This is a genomic window from Mediterraneibacter sp. 210702-DFI.3.120 (genome assembly GCF_020561005.1).
Taxonomy (GTDB): domain Bacteria; phylum Bacillota; class Clostridia; order Lachnospirales; family Lachnospiraceae; genus Mediterraneibacter; species Mediterraneibacter faecis.
In genome coordinates, this window is sequence record NZ_JAJCNG010000014.1 from 1 (window position 1) to 17,045 (window position 17,045).

A 17,045-nucleotide genomic window follows, 5' to 3' on the forward strand; every position below is an offset into this window, starting at 1 on the left:
CCCGATAAAATCTGATCTTTTTATGTTTTTAAAAATCCTTCATGAAACAACCCTGCTTATACATTTTCACACAGTTTGCCCTGCTTTTTCGTATGCTTTTTTCTATTTCAGTACTTGTCAGCACCCTTTCTTCTATGTTAATATATGGATTGGTATGTTCTTATTCACACGTATTTGAAAAAGAACAATTATAACAACGTAATCACAATTCTAATTTATTTACAAGGAGACTTTCAAATGATTAGTGCAAATAACGTAACCCTTCGCGTCGGGAAAAAGGCGCTGTTCGAAGATGTTAACATCAAATTCACAGAGGGGAACTGCTACGGAATGATCGGTGCGAATGGTGCCGGTAAATCTACATTTCTTAAGATTCTCTCCGGACAGCTTGAGCCGACATCCGGTGATGTAGTTATCTCCCCGGGCGAGAGACTTTCTTTCCTTCAGCAGGATCATTTCAAATATGACGAATTCCCTGTTCTTGATACAGTTATCATGGGAAATGCACGTCTGTATGAAATCATGAAAGAGAAAGAAGAAATTTACGCAAAAGAAGATTTCACAGATGAAGACGGAATCAAAGCAAGTGAGCTGGAAGCTGAGTTCGCTACAATGGATGGATGGGAAGCAGAATCTGATGCTGCCAATCTTCTGAACGGACTTGGTATCGAGACAGAGCTTCATTATAAACTGATGAAAGACCTGACAGGTTCTGAGAAGGTCAAGGTTCTTCTTGCACAGGCACTGTTCGGAAACCCGGATATCCTGCTTCTTGACGAGCCTACCAACCACTTGGATCTTGATGCGATCGCATGGCTGGAAGAATTCCTGATCAACTTTGACAACACTGTTATCGTTGTATCCCATGACCGTTACTTCCTGAACAAGGTATGTACACAGATTGCCGATATCGATTACGGCAAGATCCAGCTTTACGCAGGAAACTACGACTTCTGGTACGAGTCAAGCCAGCTGCTGATCCGTCAGATGAAAGAAGCAAACAAGAAGAAAGAAGAAAAGATCAAAGAGCTGCAGGAATTTATTTCCCGATTCAGTGCGAACGCTTCCAAGTCCAAACAGGCTACTTCCAGAAAGCGTGCCCTGGAGAAGATCCAGCTTGATGAGATCAGACCTTCCAGCCGTAAATATCCTTACATTGACTTCCGTCCGAACCGTGAGATTGGTAATGAAGTTCTCACTGTAGAAGGACTTTCCAAGACAATTGACGGCGAGAAGATTCTTGATAATCTTACATTCACACTTGGCCGTGAGGATAAAGTTGCTTTTGTTGGTGGTAATGAGTTTGCTAAGACAATCCTCTTCAAGATCCTGATCGGTGAGATGGAACCGGATGAGGGAACATATAAATGGGGAGTTACAACTTCTCAGGCTTACTTCCCGAAGGATTTCGGCGGAGAATTCGACAATGACTACAATATCACAGAGTGGCTGACACAGTACTCAGAGGAAAAGGATGTAACTTATGTTCGTGGATTCCTTGGAAGAATGCTCTTCTCCGGTGAAGACGGAGTGAAGAAAGTTGCTGTACTTTCCGGTGGTGAGAAGGTTCGCTGCCTGCTCTCCAAGATGATGATCTCAGGAGCAAATGTACTGCTTCTTGATGAGCCAACAAACCACCTGGATATGGAATCTATCACAGCACTCAACAACGGTCTGATCAAGTTCCCTGGAGTACTTCTCTTTACTTCCAGAGACCACCAGATCGTACAGACAACAGCGAACCGTATCATGGAGATTGTTCCGGGCGGTAAGCTGATCGATAAGATCACAACTTACGATGAATATCTTGAGAGCGATGAGATGGCAAGAAAGAGACAGACTTACTCTGTACAGACAGATGATGAGGATTAAGATATAATTAAGAGCCAGAACAGACACCGTGTGTTGTGCCTGTCCTGGCTCTTTCTAATATTTATCAATTATTCACTCCATGGTGCGCTGCCACACTATCAACGGTCAGTCCTTTGAATGTGTATCCCTGACTTCTATAGTAATCAATAATCTGTGGCAATGCCTGTACGGTTGTATCTTTTGCATCTGTATCATGCATCAGAATATCAACATGATTTGCCGTGCAGGATGTTGCGTTGGAAACCAGCTTTTCTACCGGCACATTATTTCCGCTTGCGTCAGTAGAATCACAGTTCCAGTCAAAATACTGATATCCTTTGTCTCTCACTGCTTTCGTAAGTGTTGTCATCAATCCTTTGACATATTTTGCACTGATGGTGTTGCTGGATCCTCCCGGGAAACGAATGATCATGGATTTTGTTCCTGTGATACTCTCTACCAGATCCGATACTTTCTGCAGATCTGCGAAGTATGCATCTTCGGATGCGTAAACTGTTGCATAATCGTGTGTATAGGTATGAAGTCCGATCGAATGTCCTTCGGAAAAGGCTCTTTTTATCATATCATCATGTTCCTGATTATTTCCTGTGACGAAGAAGGTTGCCTTTGCATTTTTTTCTTTCAGGATATCAAGAATCTCTCCGGTATTCTCTGACGGACCATCATCGAAAGTCAGATAAACAACTTTCTCATTCCAATCCGGATTCTTTTTCACTTTGATCTTTCGCTCAATCTTTGTCTCATTTCCGGAACGGTCTTTTGCAAGATAGGTGACAATATAGGTTCCCGGTGTCGCAAATTCCACTTTGTCAGCACCCTGTACTTCCAATGTTGGCTCTGGATCCATATCATCCTTTATCGTAACCCCTTCATTCAAGTCCATCGTATCGCCCTGTGCAAGTTCTTTATCATCTGCTCCTTCAATAGTCGGTCCTGTTGTATCCTCTTCCAGATTCAGTGTTGATTTACCTTCTGTTTTATGACCGTCACTATCTGTTGCAGCAACAGTTACTCCGTATTTTCCTTTCTTCTCCCAGGAATCCTGTCCGACAAATTCAAGTGTGACATCTGATGCATCTTTTACTGATTCTACAAAATCTTCCGGCTTGATATCTTTCGGAAGTTCTGTTGTATAACTGTCTTTCATTTTAAGCTCAGGTGCTTTTGTATCCTTAACTTCGACTTCAGCTTTTACTTTTTGTTTACCATAGACATAGTAAACCGTATATTTTCCTTCTTTATTCGTATCTACTTTGCCTTCTGTCTTCACATCTTTCGCTTTTCCACCAACAACGAAACGGATGTTGGACATCAGATCCATACTTTCTTTCTTTTCCTGCGCGATCACTTTACTCCGTAATACAATCGGATTCATTTTAAAATAAGTAAATGTTGAAACTGCCGGAACTAATACAACGAGCAGAATCAATACGATTGCAATTCTCCTTCGTCTCTTGAGGCGTCGAATACGTTGTTCATTCCTCTTGCGTCTCTCCCACTCTTTTCTAATGGAATCTGTGCTTTTTCCCATCGCGCTATAATGTTCGTAAAACGCTTGTTCTTTCTTGCGTTCTTTTTCTTCTTTTGTTTCTTTAGACCACATGCTTATCCCTTTTTTCTTTTCTATTCTTAAAATCAGGGGACAATCAAAATTGTCCCCTGACTTTTTCTTCCATATTAATCATAGCATTCCTTTTTTGCAGAAACAAGGGAACTTTGACAATCCTAATGATTTATTAAGAATCTTAAAGATTATTCTTTAGATTTCTTCATCTTTCCAGTGTTTCAGACGCTTTACTGCATCTGGATTCTGTTTCTCAAGTCTTCGCTCCAGCCGCTCTCTTCGCTCTTCAATATGCTCAACAATCTCTGGATGCTCTTTCAGAAGACGATCTCTAAGTTTTCTTCTTCTACGCTCGATTAATTCAATGACGAGTTTTTTGTTTTCTTTTACATCACTTGGAAGATCATCTAAGTGAAGCTCCATTCTGCGGAGCAACTCATCTTCATCAAGTGCTCCAAGTGAATTCCAAAATTCCAGTTTTTCTTTGATTCCTTCTTCGGAAAGTTTCTCGAGATCTGTAATCTCATGGATCTGCTTCACAATAGAAAGCACTCGTTTCTCAATTTCTTTGACTGCATCATCACCAAATGCCCATGCAAACTCTTCCAGTGTATTTTCTTCTTCTGCAGGAAGGGAAAAATATTCTCTTCGCTTAAGTTTTTCGAGATCTTCTTCTGGAATATCCAATGGGCAAGGCTGCTCAATCCCCGCATCATGAAGTGCCGCAAGAATTGTTCTTCGCACAGCACCTTCTTTTATCAAATGTCCGATTCCAAGCTTTCTCATCTGATCGTTAACTTCTCTGGAATGTTCTGTGATATAGAACTTAATTCCACGTTTTTTCAGACTTGCTGCAAGCATTTCGAGTGCATCTGCCGCTGTAATATCCAGGCTGTTGATTGCTGATGCGTCCAGAATTACGACCTTTGTATCCTCTTTGATGCTGTTTTCAATATCTGAAACCAGCACTTTGTTATTTGCAAAGAAAAGGTTCTCGCTAAATCTGTAAATAATCACATGCTTGATTGGATATGCAAAACGGTTTCTCTCCAGATCATAATAAACTTCTTTTCCCGGAATCATTCCACGGAAAGATCTCGGAGGGTTTGTAGCCCTTAAAATCACTGCAACAAAAGATAACAAAATTCCGATCACAACTCCGTAAATCGTACCAAGGAACAGCACACCGATCCCTGCTGCAATAAAAATATAGAATTCGTTTCTGCTTACTCTAAATAAGCGTACTGCAAGATGTGTCTCTACAACATTCATCAGTGCAGAGATTACGATTGCCGTCAATACCGGAACCGGAAGATATTCGATAAATCCGGTTGCACCTATAAGTACAACTGCCATGGTCAGTCCCGCTGTAATGGATACAACCTGTGTCTTTCCTCCATACTGTTCATTCATGGAAGTCCTGGAAATACTTCCATTTACCGGACAGCATCCTACTGCACCGGCAGCAAGATTTCCTGCGGCACAGGCAAGGATTTCCTGACGGTCATCCAGTTCATATCCGTTTTTGGATGCAAAATTGTTCTCTGACAAAAGTGTCTCTGCCATGATCACAACAGCAACCATAAGTGCTCTTCCCACAGCCTGGGTAAGATTGATCCCTGTAAAATCCGGGAAAATAAGCCGCGGAAGCCCTGGTTGAACTGCCTGCAGGAGAACTACACCATACTGGTTTACATGAAAGACAATTGTCGAGAGAACTCCGGCAATCATAATAACGATTGCCATCGGGAACTTTGGAATCAGTTTTTTGGATACAATCAAGATTACAAGTGCTCCAATTCCCATTCCAAAGGACAACCAGTTTATCTTTGTGATTGCCTGAAAAATGTGTTCTGCAAGTTCTATGAATTCTCCAGTCCCCGCCGGGCTTCCCATCAGTTTCGGAATCTGCATCATAATAATTGTCACCGCAATACCACTGATAAATCCACCCATAACCGGTGTTGAGATAAAATCAACAATCTTATCTGCATGTAAAAGATAAAACAACAATAACCAGAGTCCTGTAAACAATGCGATCAATGGTACATACTGCAATGCCTGGGCTGATTCTGCCGTCACTCCAAGTGTTGCCAGTGCAGCTCCGACAATTGCCGCCGGTGCCGCATCTACTCCGAAGATAAACTGTTTTGAAGTTGAGAGCATGGCGAATAGCAGGATCGGCAGAACAGATCCATAAAGTCCATACACTGCCGGAACGCCTGCGATCTGTGCATACCCCATAGAGATTGGAATTGAGACCGCTGCCATGATAATTCCGCTTAAAATATCTTTTGGCAAATATTCTGTTTTATAATTTTTTAATGTTGAAAATATTTTTACAGACACTTTTATGTCACTTCTTTCTTTTACTTCTTTTTTGCTGTTAATTCTCTACGCTTCCAAATGGTCCGATGTCCAAAGGATTCTGGTTCTGAACTGCATCTGTTCCATCAGCATCTTCTGATATACCGTAACCCTTTTTATCACCTGCTGTCACTTCTTGAATCTTATCAAGAAAAACTGCTCCGTACTGTTCATATTTCTTAAGTCCCATACCGTGTACTTCAAGCAGTTCCTCTTTTTTCAATGGAACAAGTACACACATCTCATGTAATGTACGATCTGAAGCGACCATGTATGGCGGAATTCCTTTTTTCTTTGCCAGCGAATAACGCATAGAACGCAATTCTTCGAATAATTCTCGGCTTTTATCTGTAAGATTCCCGAAACTCTCTCCCTTTCTATGAGACGCTTTCTTTCCACTTCCGGACTTTTTCTTTTCTGTAAGTTCTGACTTCTTGCAGCGAAGTTTCAATTCTCTTGATTCCAGTAATTCTTCTGACCGGTCTGTCAGTTTCAGGATCGCATAACGATCTGCGCTCTGTTGAAGGTATCCGTGTTCGAGCAGTGTATAAATTACGTCTTTCAGCCTCTGCTGAGAACATTTACTCTGTCTTCCATAAACGGAAAGTTCATTCATCCCTGCACTTCTGATCTTCGCTGTATTCGCTCCCGCCAGTGTGGAAAGGATCATTGTCATACCGTATCTCTGTCTGGATTCGCGCACACACTCGATCACGTCTGCCGCAATCTCTCCGACATCAAGCTCTACGAATTCTTCCAGACAATTGGAACAATTCCCACAATGTTCTTCTGTCTCTTGTCCAAAATAATTCAATATGTATTTTCTAAGACACATGCTTGTCGTACAATAATTACTCATCTTACGCAGCCGGAGAACATCCTGTTCCCGGATCACCCGGAGTTCTTCTTCTGTGTATTCTCCAATCTGCTCTTTACTATCCAGCAGGAGCTGATTGATCATGATATCCTGCGGTGAATAGAAAAGGATACATTCTGCCGGTTCTCCGTCTCGTCCGGCTCTGCCTGCCTCCTGGTAATAATTTTCCATGCTCTGCGGCATATTATAATGAAGTACAAAACGGACATTGGACTTATCTATTCCCATTCCAAATGCATTCGTTGCGATCATAATCTCTATCCTGTCATAAATGAAATCTTCCTGACTTTCATTTCTTGCCTCTGTCCCCATTCCTGCGTGATATCTTCCAACAGAGAATCCGGCATTCTGCAATTCCAAATAGAGTTCATCTACATTTTTTCTTGTTGCACAGTAAATAATTCCACTGTCTTCTCTGTGCTGTGTAAGATATTCCTTAATTGCATCCTTCTTCCCACGCGCTGGTCTTACTTCGAAGTAAAGGTTCTCTCTGTCAAAACCGGATACATTTATATAAGGAGATTCAAGATCAAGTACTTCAAGAATATCTTCTCTTACTTTCTGTGTTGCTGTTGCTGTAAATGCACTGACGACCGGGCGTCTTGGAAGCTGGCGGATGAATTCTGTGATCTTCACATAACTTGGGCGGAAATCCTGTCCCCACTGGGAAATACAGTGAGCCTCATCGATTGTCATCATAGAAAGTTCTGTATGACATGCAAAGTCCAGAAACCGTGGTGTCAACAAGCGTTCCGGAGCGACATAGATCATCTTATATCTGCCTGCCGCTGCCAGTTCTAATGCTTTTGTAATCTGCCGTTCTGTCAGTGCACTGTTAATATACGCTGCATGAACTCCTGCTTCATTCAGTGCCTTCACCTGATCGATCATCAATGAAATCAGCGGTGATACTACGATCGTGATCCCAGACATCAGAAGTGCCGGAACCTGATAACAAAGTGACTTTCCCGCTCCAGTCGGCATGATTGCCAACACATCTCTTCCATTCAAAATCTGATCTACAATCTCCTCCTGTCCTTTACGGAAAGAATCGTATCCAAAAATTTCTTTTAATATCTGTGTTTTTCTACTGTTGCTTTCCATCTACTGATGCCTTTCACCTGTTGTTAACTTTCACTTCTAAAATCCAAACATTGCATTCAGTCTTTCCAGTCTTTCTTCAAATTCCGGATAAAACTGTGCTTCTTCCTCTGCCTGATAAGGCATTTGATAAAAGTTGCGGAGAACCACAACCGTCAGTACTTTCGCGTTCTGCTCATCAAGTTCTTTCATTCCTTCTTCACAGTTCTTAAGAAATGTATGCCATCTCCACACGAAATCTTCGTATCTCTTCTGATCTGCAATTCCAAGCCACTTCTTAATCTTCACTTTACCACGTTCCTGCTTCTTACACTCATGAACCTGGATAAAATACTTGAATCCATTCTCCTCATAAATACGTCCAAGAGGGAACAAACGGCAGATTCCCGGTCTGTATCCATGAATAGAACATCTTCCATCTTTCAAGAACAGACAGGCTTCTTCCTCTCCTGCCATCTTTAAATTAGGAAGTACCATCCCGTCAACTACATTCAATTCCAGATAGTTTGCAAGCAGTGTATCAAAATTCTCTTTTTTTCCGAGTTGCAATCTCCACAGATCCATTGGATCCAATAGGATGGAATTTCCCATTCCCTGGCAGCATGCAGAGCAGCCTTCACAATCATGACAGTCCACCTTAACCATATCTCCGGAGGAATACAGACGTCCGTCTGAAATTTCATTAAGATCTACTTCGCGCTTCATTTTTCTATCTCCAATTTCTTCTGAATTTAATCGTGTTCTATTAGTATAATACAGATGGACTGTTGGTTGCAAGAGCTGTGTTGCTGTTCGCGGTTGGTTAACATAATTTACAAATGATACAAAAAAGTTGTTGATAGCACAGGAAACCGCACTATCATCGTGCGCCCCTGCTCATCAACAACTTTTTATTTCACATTATAAATGATTAATCAAACTTAATCCTCGTATCCGTTTGGATTCATGCTCTGCCATCTCCAGGAATCTTCACACATCTTGTTCAGATCTCTCTCAGCTACCCAGTGCAGTTCTTCCTTTGCCTTGGAAGCATCACAGTAACATGTAGCAATGTCTCCTGCACGGCGTGGCTTGATCTGGTAAGGGATCTCTTTTCCACAAGCTTTGGAGAATGCTTTCACCATGTCAAGTACGGAATATCCGTTTCCTGTTCCAAGATTATATACGGAAACTCCTGCTTTCTCTTTCAGTTTTTCTACTGCGCGGACATGTCCCACTGCGAGATCAACTACGTGGATGTAATCGCGGACACCTGTTCCGTCAGGTGTATCATAATCATCTCCAAACACACCGAGGCACTCAAGTTTACCGATTGCAACCTGTGTAATGTATGGAATCAAGTTGTTCGGAATTCCCTTTGGATCTTCTCCGATCAGTCCGCTCTCATGAGCTCCGATTGGATTGAAGTAACGAAGAAGTACGACATTCCACTCCGGATCTGCTGTATGAAGATCTGTCAGGATCTGCTCCAGCATCCATTTTGTCCATCCGTATGGGTTTGTACATGTTCCCTTCGGGCACTCTTCTGTGATCGGGATAAATGCCGGGTCACCATATACTGTTGCAGAAGAACTGAAGATGATATTCTTCACACCATGATTTCTCATTACATCACAGAGAACTAAAGTTCCGGCAATGTTATTCTCGTAGTATTCGAGTGGTTTAACAACGGATTCACCTACTGCCTTGAGTCCTGCGAAATGAATAACCGACTCGATCTCTTCTTTCTCAAAGATCTCGTTCATTGCTTCTTTGTCGCGGATATCTGCTTTATAGAACTTCAGGTCTTTTCCTGTGATCTGCTTTACTCTGTCTACTGCCTTCTCAGATGCATTGTAAAGGTTATCTGCGATTACAACATCATATCCTGCATTCAAAAGTTCTACACATGTGTGGCTTCCGATAAATCCGGCGCCTCCTGTTACTAAAATTGCCATTTTTAAAATCCTCCTTTGAGCTTTGACTGCTCAGGCTGCTGCCACTCACAGTAACTGTGTTCAGCAGCTTGCTTATCTTTGCTTTGTTGTCTCTGATTATAACACATCCACCACAAAAATCTTTATACGAATAGTTCCTCTTATGGTAAAAATGTTGCATAATCATTATGATTCACAAATTCTGTAACTGACAACACATAATCTAATCCCACAATTTCTGTGGATAAAGACCTTCGTCTTTCAAAGCCTGTACCGCTGCAACTACAACCGGCTTGTCCTCTTTGTATGTAACTCCATACCATTTATCTTCGGATTCAAGCACTCTTACGGTTGCTCTGCCCTCTGCCAGAAGGTCACTGACTACGGATGGCAGGAAGTACTCACATTTCATTGGATTCTCCTTAATACCTTTCTCAAGGAATGCCGGGAATCCTGCTTCGATCTCATCTAAAATACTTCTTGTGAATCCCCACATATTCATGGATACAAGAGTATCTCCGTCGATAGTTGTCCATGTCTCTCCGTCATCTTCTGAGAAAGCGATTCCACCGTCACGCTTCTCGATCTTTGTACGCTCTGTGATTCCAACCAGCTCTTTCGCCTCATTGAGTTCACATACGCCACGAGCAACATGTCCGTTATCTGTAACTGTATTCTTCAGACGATAACCTACCATTGTATAACGGTACTTATCATCATCTTCATGTGTTGTAAGGAATTCATAGATTGTCTCAAATGCATGACGTCCGTAATAATCGTCCGCGTTGATTACTGCAAATGGTCCATCCACCTCATCGATCGCACTTAAAACAGCATGTGCTGTTCCCCAAGGCTTTACACGTCCTTCCGGAACTTCGTAACCTTCCGGGAGATTGTTCAGATCCTGGAATACATACGCTACATCCATGATCTTCTCAATTCTCTTTCCAACAGCTTCTTTAAAATCTGCTTCATTTTCTTTCTTAATAATAAATACGACTTTCTCAAATCCTGCGCGTTTTGCATCAAAGATCGAGAAATCCATAATAATATGTCCTTCCTGATCTACCGGGTCAATCTGCTTCAGCCCGCCATATCTGCTTCCCATTCCTGCTGCCATAATGACCAGAACCGGTTTCTTCATAATGAAATCCTCCAAATATTTTTAAATATTATGTTGCCTAATGGCAATTATATTTCTATTGTATGACATATAGATAAAAAAATCTAGATGAAAATCAAAGAAATATATGCACAAAAATCCATGCATTTCATCCCACTGAGATCATAAAATGCATGGATTTTCCTGACTGTCAGGTTATTTTACTGATGTTATTTCACATTAAATGCGTCATTCCCCGGATATACTGCGCTTGTTCCAAGTTCTTCCTCGATGCGGAGTAACTGATTATATTTCGCTACACGCTCCGAACGGCTCGGCGCTCCGGTCTTGATCTGGCAGGTATTCAGCGCTACTGCAAGATCTGCAATCGTTGTGTCCTCTGTCTCACCGGAACGGTGGGAAGAAATTGCTGTGTAACCTGCTTTGTGTGCCATCTTGATTGCTTCAAGAGTCTCAGATACAGACCCAATCTGATTCAGTTTGATCAGAATAGAATTTCCGCATCCAAGCTTAATTCCTTTCGCCAGTCTCTCTGTGTTTGTGACAAAAAGATCATCTCCAACCAGCTGAACTTTATCTCCCAGCTCTGCTGTCAGCTTTTTCCAGCCCTCCCAGTCTTCCTCATCAAGTGCATCTTCGATTGAGATGATCGGATATTTTTCTACCAGTTTCTTCCAGTGGTCAATGAGCTGTTCTGAAGTATAGACTGTTCCTGCCTTTGGAAGTTTATACTCTCCAATCGTCCCTGTCTTCCATTCTGAAGATGCCGCATCCATCGCGATCTTGAAGTCTTTTCCAGGCTCATATCCAGCCTTCTTCACAGCCTCAAGAATTGTCTCGATCGCTTCTTCGTCTGATTTCAGTGCCGGGGCAAATCCACCCTCATCACCTACAGATGTTGCAAGTCCTCTGTCTTTCAAGATTCCTGCAAGTGCATGGAATACCTCTGTACACCAGCGGATGCATTCTTTAAAAGACGGTGCTCCAACCGGCATGATCATGAACTCCTGCACATCCAGTCCGGAAGAAAGTGCATGACACCCACCATTTACAATGTTCATCATTGGAACAGGAAGTCTGTTTCCATTCACTCCTCCAAGGAAACGGTACAGCGGAATCTCAAGTGCATCTGCTGCCGCTCTTGCACATGCGATTGAAACCGCAAGAATTGCATTTGCGCCAAGATTTGATTTATCTTTTGTTCCATCTGCCTGGATCATAGCCTGATCAATTGCATAAGTGTCGCCTGCATCCATTCCAACTAATGCACTGTTGATTGTTGTATTAATATTTTCTACCGCACGGGAAACACCTTTTCCACCGAATCTTGACTTGTCTCCATCACGAAGTTCAAGTGCCTCAAATTCTCCGGTAGAAGCACCACTTGGAGCCGCACCTCTTGCTACAGTTCCATCTACAAGATGCACTTCTGCCTCAACCGTTGGATTTCCGCGCGAGTCGATAATTTCTCTTCCAATTACTTTTTCAATTTCCAGATAATTCATAGTTGTCCATCCTTTCTGAGGACTCCCTCGCCTGTGTTCAGGTATTACAGACAAAGGAGTATACATGATTTATTCACACAGTTAGTTTTCTCTAACTATATGTATTCTATCAAGTTTCTTTACAAAACGCAATATTTTTACTTGATAATGATTCTCATTTTATGAACTTCTATATATTATCTGTACTTGCTATTATTTATATTCTTACTTTTTTATAAATACTCTCTCAGCTTCTCAACCTTCTCAAAATTTGTTGCCCAACTGGTGGCCAATCTCACCACCGTATGCTTCTCATCCGTCTTCTCCCAGAAGCTGACCCTGACATTCTTCTCCAGTTCTTTCAGCTTCTCATCTTCCATCTCAACAAAGATCTGGTTCGTCGGAGAATCAATATAGAAGTCATATCCTTTTTCTTTCAGAATTTCTTTTAGTCTCGCAGCTGTTGTGATTGCATTCTTACTGATTTTCATATACAGATCATCTGTAAATAACGTATCAAACTGAACACCAAGGAACCACCCTTTGGCAAGCAGTGCTCCGTGCTGTTTGATCAGTGTCACAAAATGTCTCGGTGCATTTTCTTTTGTAAATACAACTGCCTCTCCGCAGAAGGCACCTACCTTTGTTCCACCAATATAGAAAATGTCACAATATTCTGCAATATCTTCCATTGTCACATCTGTATCTTCTACTGCAAGACCATATCCAAGACGTGCTCCATCGAGATACAGTGGAATATGGTACTGCTGACAGATATCAGAAAGCTCTGCGAGTTCGCCACGTGTATACAGTGTGCCATACTCTGTTGGGTGAGAGATGTAGACCATCCCCGGGAAAACCATGTGTTCATGATTCCCATCACTATAAAACTGATTCAAATAATCTGCCACATCTTTGGGCTGAATCTTTCCTTCCAGCTGCGGAAGGGTCAGTACTTTATGACCGGATGCTTCAATCGCACCCGCCTCGTGTGATGCAACATGACCTGTCTCAGCTGCGATAACGCCTTCATAGCTCTGGAGCACGGAATCAATTACTGTCTGATTTGTCTGTGTTCCTCCCACAAGGAAGTAAATGTCTGCCTCCGGGCATTTACATGCCTGACGGATTTTTTCCTTTGCGGATTCACAATATGAATCATTTCCGTATCCTGTAATTCCTTCTTTATTTACTTCTGCCAGTCTGCGCAGGATTTCCTCATGTGCGCCTTCTGAATAGTCATTTTCAAATGAAATCATTTCTTAGCTTTTCCTTTCTTTCTGAATGTTGCATTTTTATTCACAGTTCTTTTCTCTGGAGATTTCTTGCTCCTTGATTCATTTTTTGTTGTGATCTTCTTAGCAGTTCGTTTGTCAACGGTCTTCTTTTTTCTCACGCTGTATCCAAACGTTCCGATCTTTTTTCCAAGTCCAAGATATTCTCCATGGGAATATGCCAGAAGACCTGTCTTATTGAGTTCGAATTTGCCCTTCTCATCCATATAGGACTCGTCCACCTGAACCGCTTTCACTTCTGCAAGAAACATATGGTGACTTCCAAGTTTCTCAATTTTTGTCACTACACATTCAATATTGACCGGTGCTTCTTCAATGACCGGTGCGTAAGTAAGCTTCTCTGCCTTTTTCGCAGTCAAATGACACTCTTTCCATTTATCCACATCCCGGCCGGAGCGCACACCACAGTAATCAGTCGCATGGGCGAGCTGTTCGGTTGTCAGATTGATCACAAACTCTCCGCTCTCTTCAATCATATGATACGAATATCTTTCCGGTCTTACGGAAATATATACCATCGCCGGATTTGTACATACAGTTCCTGTCCATGCAACGGTAAAAATGTTCGTATTTCCTTCTTTATCTGCCGTACTTACCATAACTGCCGGAAGCGGGTAGACCATATTACCGGCTTTCCATACCTGTTTCGCCATTTCTCTTTCCTCCTGAAAACCGTCCCCTGTTACGGAGACGGTTCTGACTTTCTATTTAAAAATGTCTTGGGCTTCTTACTGCTGCAGTGCTGATACAAGTGCCGGAACGAGCTGTTTCTTACGTGATACGACACCTTTGAGCATCAGTTTCTGTGCATTATCTTCCAAATCATAAGCTCCGATAATCTTTTCTCTTGCTTCATTACCACTGCAAATCAGTTCAGAAGACTCTGTAATAATATTTGTCAGCATAAAGAAAATCATATCCAGACTGTGATTTTGTCTTGTCTTTTCCATCTCCGGAAGTACTGTTGCCTTAATCTCTTCAAGCTCTTCTTCGCTCATTGAATTCACCTGACCAACACCAAATACCGTATCATTCACTGTAAACTGTTTAAAATCAAGGAAGAGAATCTCCTCGGCTGTCTTTCCTTTGAGGTTGCTTCCTGCCTTGAACATCGCCTGCGCAAGTTTCTCTATATTGATCCCTGCAATCTCTGCAAGCCTTTTCGCTGTGCTTTCATCAAGTGGTGTACAAGTTGGGGAACGGAACATCAATGTATCGGAAATGATCGCGGAACAAAGAAGTCCTGCATTCACCGGATCTATTTCGACACCATTTTCCTCGTACATCTGAGATACAATTGTTGCTGTACATCCAACCGGCTGATTTCTGAAAAATACAGGTCCGATCGTCTCGATACTGCTCAATCTGTGGTGATCAATAATCTCCTGGACATCTGCCTCTTCCACTCCGTCTACTGCCTGGTTCTTCTCATTATGATCGACAAGGATCACCTGTTTCTTGCTGACATTGAGAAGTCTTCGTCTGGAAACAAGACCTAAGAACTTTCCATCTTTATCTACAACAGGGAAGTCGCGGAAACGCTTGCGTGCCATCACTTCTTTCACATCATCTACATAATCATTCTTGCGGAATGTTACGAGTTGATCCTTTGTCATGAAAGATCTTACCGGAATACTCTGGCTGATATGCTGCGCTGCCGTAAATGTATCATGCTGTGTCCAGATAACGACAATTTCTTTTGCCTCTGCCTGACGCAGAATATCTTCTGAGATCGGATCATTCTGGCAGACTACCATACAGCTTGCATCCAGATCAACTGCACACTGCTGTGCATCAATTCGATCCCCAATGATAACAAGATCATCTTTCTCGATAAAGCTTGTCATCAACTCTTTGCTTGATGCTGCAACAGTTACTTTTCCTTTATAAAAATAACCATGTTCATTTCCTGTTACAATTTCACCTTCTACTGCCGCTGCAATATTACGGTACTGTGTTCTTGCCTTCGCAAGCATTGTGTTATCATAGACTTCCATATAGGATTTCGCAATATCACCTTTTGTGATCACACCTTCCAGCACACCATTACGTGTGATTGGAATCGTATGAGTATTCATCTCTGACATCTTTTCCCATGCTGTACGGATTGAGAGGCTTCCCTGAATTTCCTGACTTTCTTTCAATTCCACATTTTTAATCTGTTCTCTAAGATCAGAAAGCAATAACGGAACTTTTACGCCAAAGTGTTCCAGTACATATTGTGTCTCCTCATTAAGCTGCCCTGCACGACGAGGCTCATACGTTTCTCCGGTAATCTTTGTCTTAAGATTTGCATAAGCAATTGCTGTACAAATAGAATCTGTATCCGGATTCTTATGACCTACAACATACACCTTTTTATTCTCAGCCATTTTTCTATCTCTCCTTCTCAAATTTATCTCTTATTTACTTTTACACTCACATCAATTTATCTCTGTATTCTGTCATCTTACATGAACAGCTTCTTCATTAAGTATTAAACCTGACAATTTACTATTCAATAAGTAGAGTAACATTTTTTTTCTATTAATCCAACCGCATTTTTCATTTTCTTCACGGATTTTGGCTCTTTTGTTGTATTTTTTCTCATACATATGTTATACTTTTGATTAACGAGAAAAAGAAAATGAGGTGCTTTTAATGAGCGAAGAAATGAAAGAATTACAGACAAATGAAGTAACAGAAACAATGGCAGACTATGAAGATCATTTCGATGATGCGAATCCATGGAACAGAGTCCAGGATTATATGGATAAGAAAACTGTTCTTCCTGTTAAAATTGAAGGTGTTGTCAACGGTGGCGTAATTGTAATGGTAGAAGGACTTCGCGGATTCGTTCCGGCTTCTAAGCTGTCCCTTTCCTATATTGAGAATCTGGAAGATTATCTTCTCAAGGATATCGAAGTACAGGTGATCGATGTTGACCAGGCGAATAATCGTCTTGTCCTTTCTGCACGTGAGCTTCTGAAGGAAAAAGAAAAAGCAGCACGTGATGCACAAATTGCAAGTATGAAGGTTGGAACTGTTCTGAAAGGAACTGTAGAAACACTTCAGAACTATGGAGCATTTGTAAAGTTGGAGAACGGACTTTCCGGTCTGGTTCACGTTTCACAGATCTCCCAGAAGCGTGTAAAAATGCCTTCTGATGTTCTCACAGTTGGCGATGAAGTTGAAGTGAAAGTCATCGGTATCAAAGATGGCAAGATCAGCCTTAGCATGAAAGCTCTCGAAGAAGACAAAGAGAAGGCTGAAGAGAAAGCTGAAAAGGTTGTGATCCCGAAAGCAGAAGATATCGGAACAAACCTTGGAGATCTCTTTAAAAATATCCAGTTATAGAAATTGGTGCTGTGATCCTGTTCAGATTGATAATCTGCGTAATTGGCAGCATGATACAGAAAAAGTCCCTTTCAGAAGTTTATTTCTTCTGAAGGGACTTTTCTATTTTC

General features: G+C 41.7%; 13 protein-coding genes. 2 read left to right on the forward strand and 11 right to left on the reverse strand.

Features of this window, described 5'->3' with window-relative positions; all coding sequences use genetic code 11:
* Positions 1 to 237 precede the first annotated feature (237 nt).
* A complete protein-coding gene (locus LI162_RS08770) occupies positions 238 to 1,872 on the forward strand; it encodes an ABC-F family ATP-binding cassette domain-containing protein (RefSeq protein ID WP_015529731.1) in 1,635 nt (544 codons plus the stop codon).
* A gap of 64 nt (positions 1,873 to 1,936) precedes the next feature.
* Here LI162_RS08770 and LI162_RS08775 read toward each other — a convergent pair whose 3' ends face one another.
* The 11 genes from LI162_RS08775 to LI162_RS08825 form a co-directional block, all read right to left on the reverse strand.
* Positions 1,937 to 3,475 (reverse strand): polysaccharide deacetylase, encoded by a 1,539-nt coding sequence (locus tag LI162_RS08775; protein WP_196020353.1) that lies wholly within the window; start codon positions 3,473 to 3,475, stop codon positions 1,937 to 1,939.
* A 156-nt stretch (positions 3,476 to 3,631) separates the two neighbouring features.
* Entirely contained in the window at positions 3,632 to 5,785 is a 2,154-nt protein-coding gene (locus LI162_RS08780) for a SulP family inorganic anion transporter (RefSeq protein WP_196020351.1), read from the reverse strand.
* A 37-nt stretch (positions 5,786 to 5,822) separates the two neighbouring features.
* Positions 5,823 to 7,784 (reverse strand): DNA helicase RecQ, encoded by a 1,962-nt coding sequence (gene recQ / locus LI162_RS08785; protein WP_227156324.1) that lies wholly within the window; start codon positions 7,782 to 7,784, stop codon positions 5,823 to 5,825.
* Between the two features lie 36 nt (positions 7,785 to 7,820).
* Complete coding sequence (locus tag LI162_RS08790; protein WP_226900649.1) at positions 7,821 to 8,486, reverse strand: YkgJ family cysteine cluster protein; 666 nt, start codon at positions 8,484 to 8,486, stop codon at positions 7,821 to 7,823.
* Between the two features lie 215 nt (positions 8,487 to 8,701).
* Positions 8,702 to 9,718 carry a UDP-glucose 4-epimerase GalE gene (gene galE, locus LI162_RS08795; RefSeq protein WP_020435689.1) on the reverse strand — a complete coding sequence of 339 codons (1,017 nt, stop codon included), beginning with the start codon at positions 9,716 to 9,718 and terminating at the stop codon, positions 8,702 to 8,704.
* Between the two features lie 202 nt (positions 9,719 to 9,920).
* Entirely contained in the window at positions 9,921 to 10,841 is a 921-nt protein-coding gene (locus tag LI162_RS08800) for a nucleotidyltransferase family protein (RefSeq protein WP_227156325.1), read from the reverse strand.
* 188 nt (positions 10,842 to 11,029) lie between these two features.
* Positions 11,030 to 12,325: a phosphopyruvate hydratase gene (gene eno, locus LI162_RS08805; RefSeq protein ID WP_015529725.1), complete on the reverse strand. Its 1,296-nt coding sequence runs from the start codon at positions 12,323 to 12,325 to the stop codon at positions 11,030 to 11,032.
* Positions 12,326 to 12,537: 212 nt separating this feature from the next.
* Positions 12,538 to 13,563 carry a threonine aldolase family protein gene (locus LI162_RS08810; protein WP_117539234.1) on the reverse strand — a complete coding sequence of 342 codons (1,026 nt, stop codon included), beginning with the start codon at positions 13,561 to 13,563 and terminating at the stop codon, positions 12,538 to 12,540.
* Positions 13,560 to 14,252, reverse strand: coding sequence for a flavin reductase family protein (locus LI162_RS08815; RefSeq protein WP_054753988.1), 693 nt, complete (start codon positions 14,250 to 14,252; stop codon positions 13,560 to 13,562). The genes LI162_RS08810 and LI162_RS08815 overlap by 4 nt, the downstream gene beginning before the upstream one ends.
* 75 nt (positions 14,253 to 14,327) lie before the next feature.
* On the reverse strand, positions 14,328 to 15,971 hold the full coding sequence (locus LI162_RS08820) for a putative manganese-dependent inorganic diphosphatase (protein ID WP_055148141.1): 1,644 nt from the start codon (positions 15,969 to 15,971) through the stop codon (positions 14,328 to 14,330).
* A 72-nt stretch (positions 15,972 to 16,043) separates the two neighbouring features.
* Entirely contained in the window at positions 16,044 to 16,193 is a 150-nt protein-coding gene (locus tag LI162_RS08825) for a hypothetical protein (RefSeq protein ID WP_227156326.1), read from the reverse strand.
* A 46-nt stretch (positions 16,194 to 16,239) separates the two neighbouring features.
* Here LI162_RS08825 and LI162_RS08830 point away from each other — a divergent pair, with 46 nt between their 5' ends.
* Positions 16,240 to 16,935: a S1 RNA-binding domain-containing protein gene (locus LI162_RS08830; protein WP_020435694.1), complete on the forward strand. Its 696-nt coding sequence runs from the start codon at positions 16,240 to 16,242 to the stop codon at positions 16,933 to 16,935.
* Positions 16,936 to 17,045 lie beyond the last annotated feature (110 nt).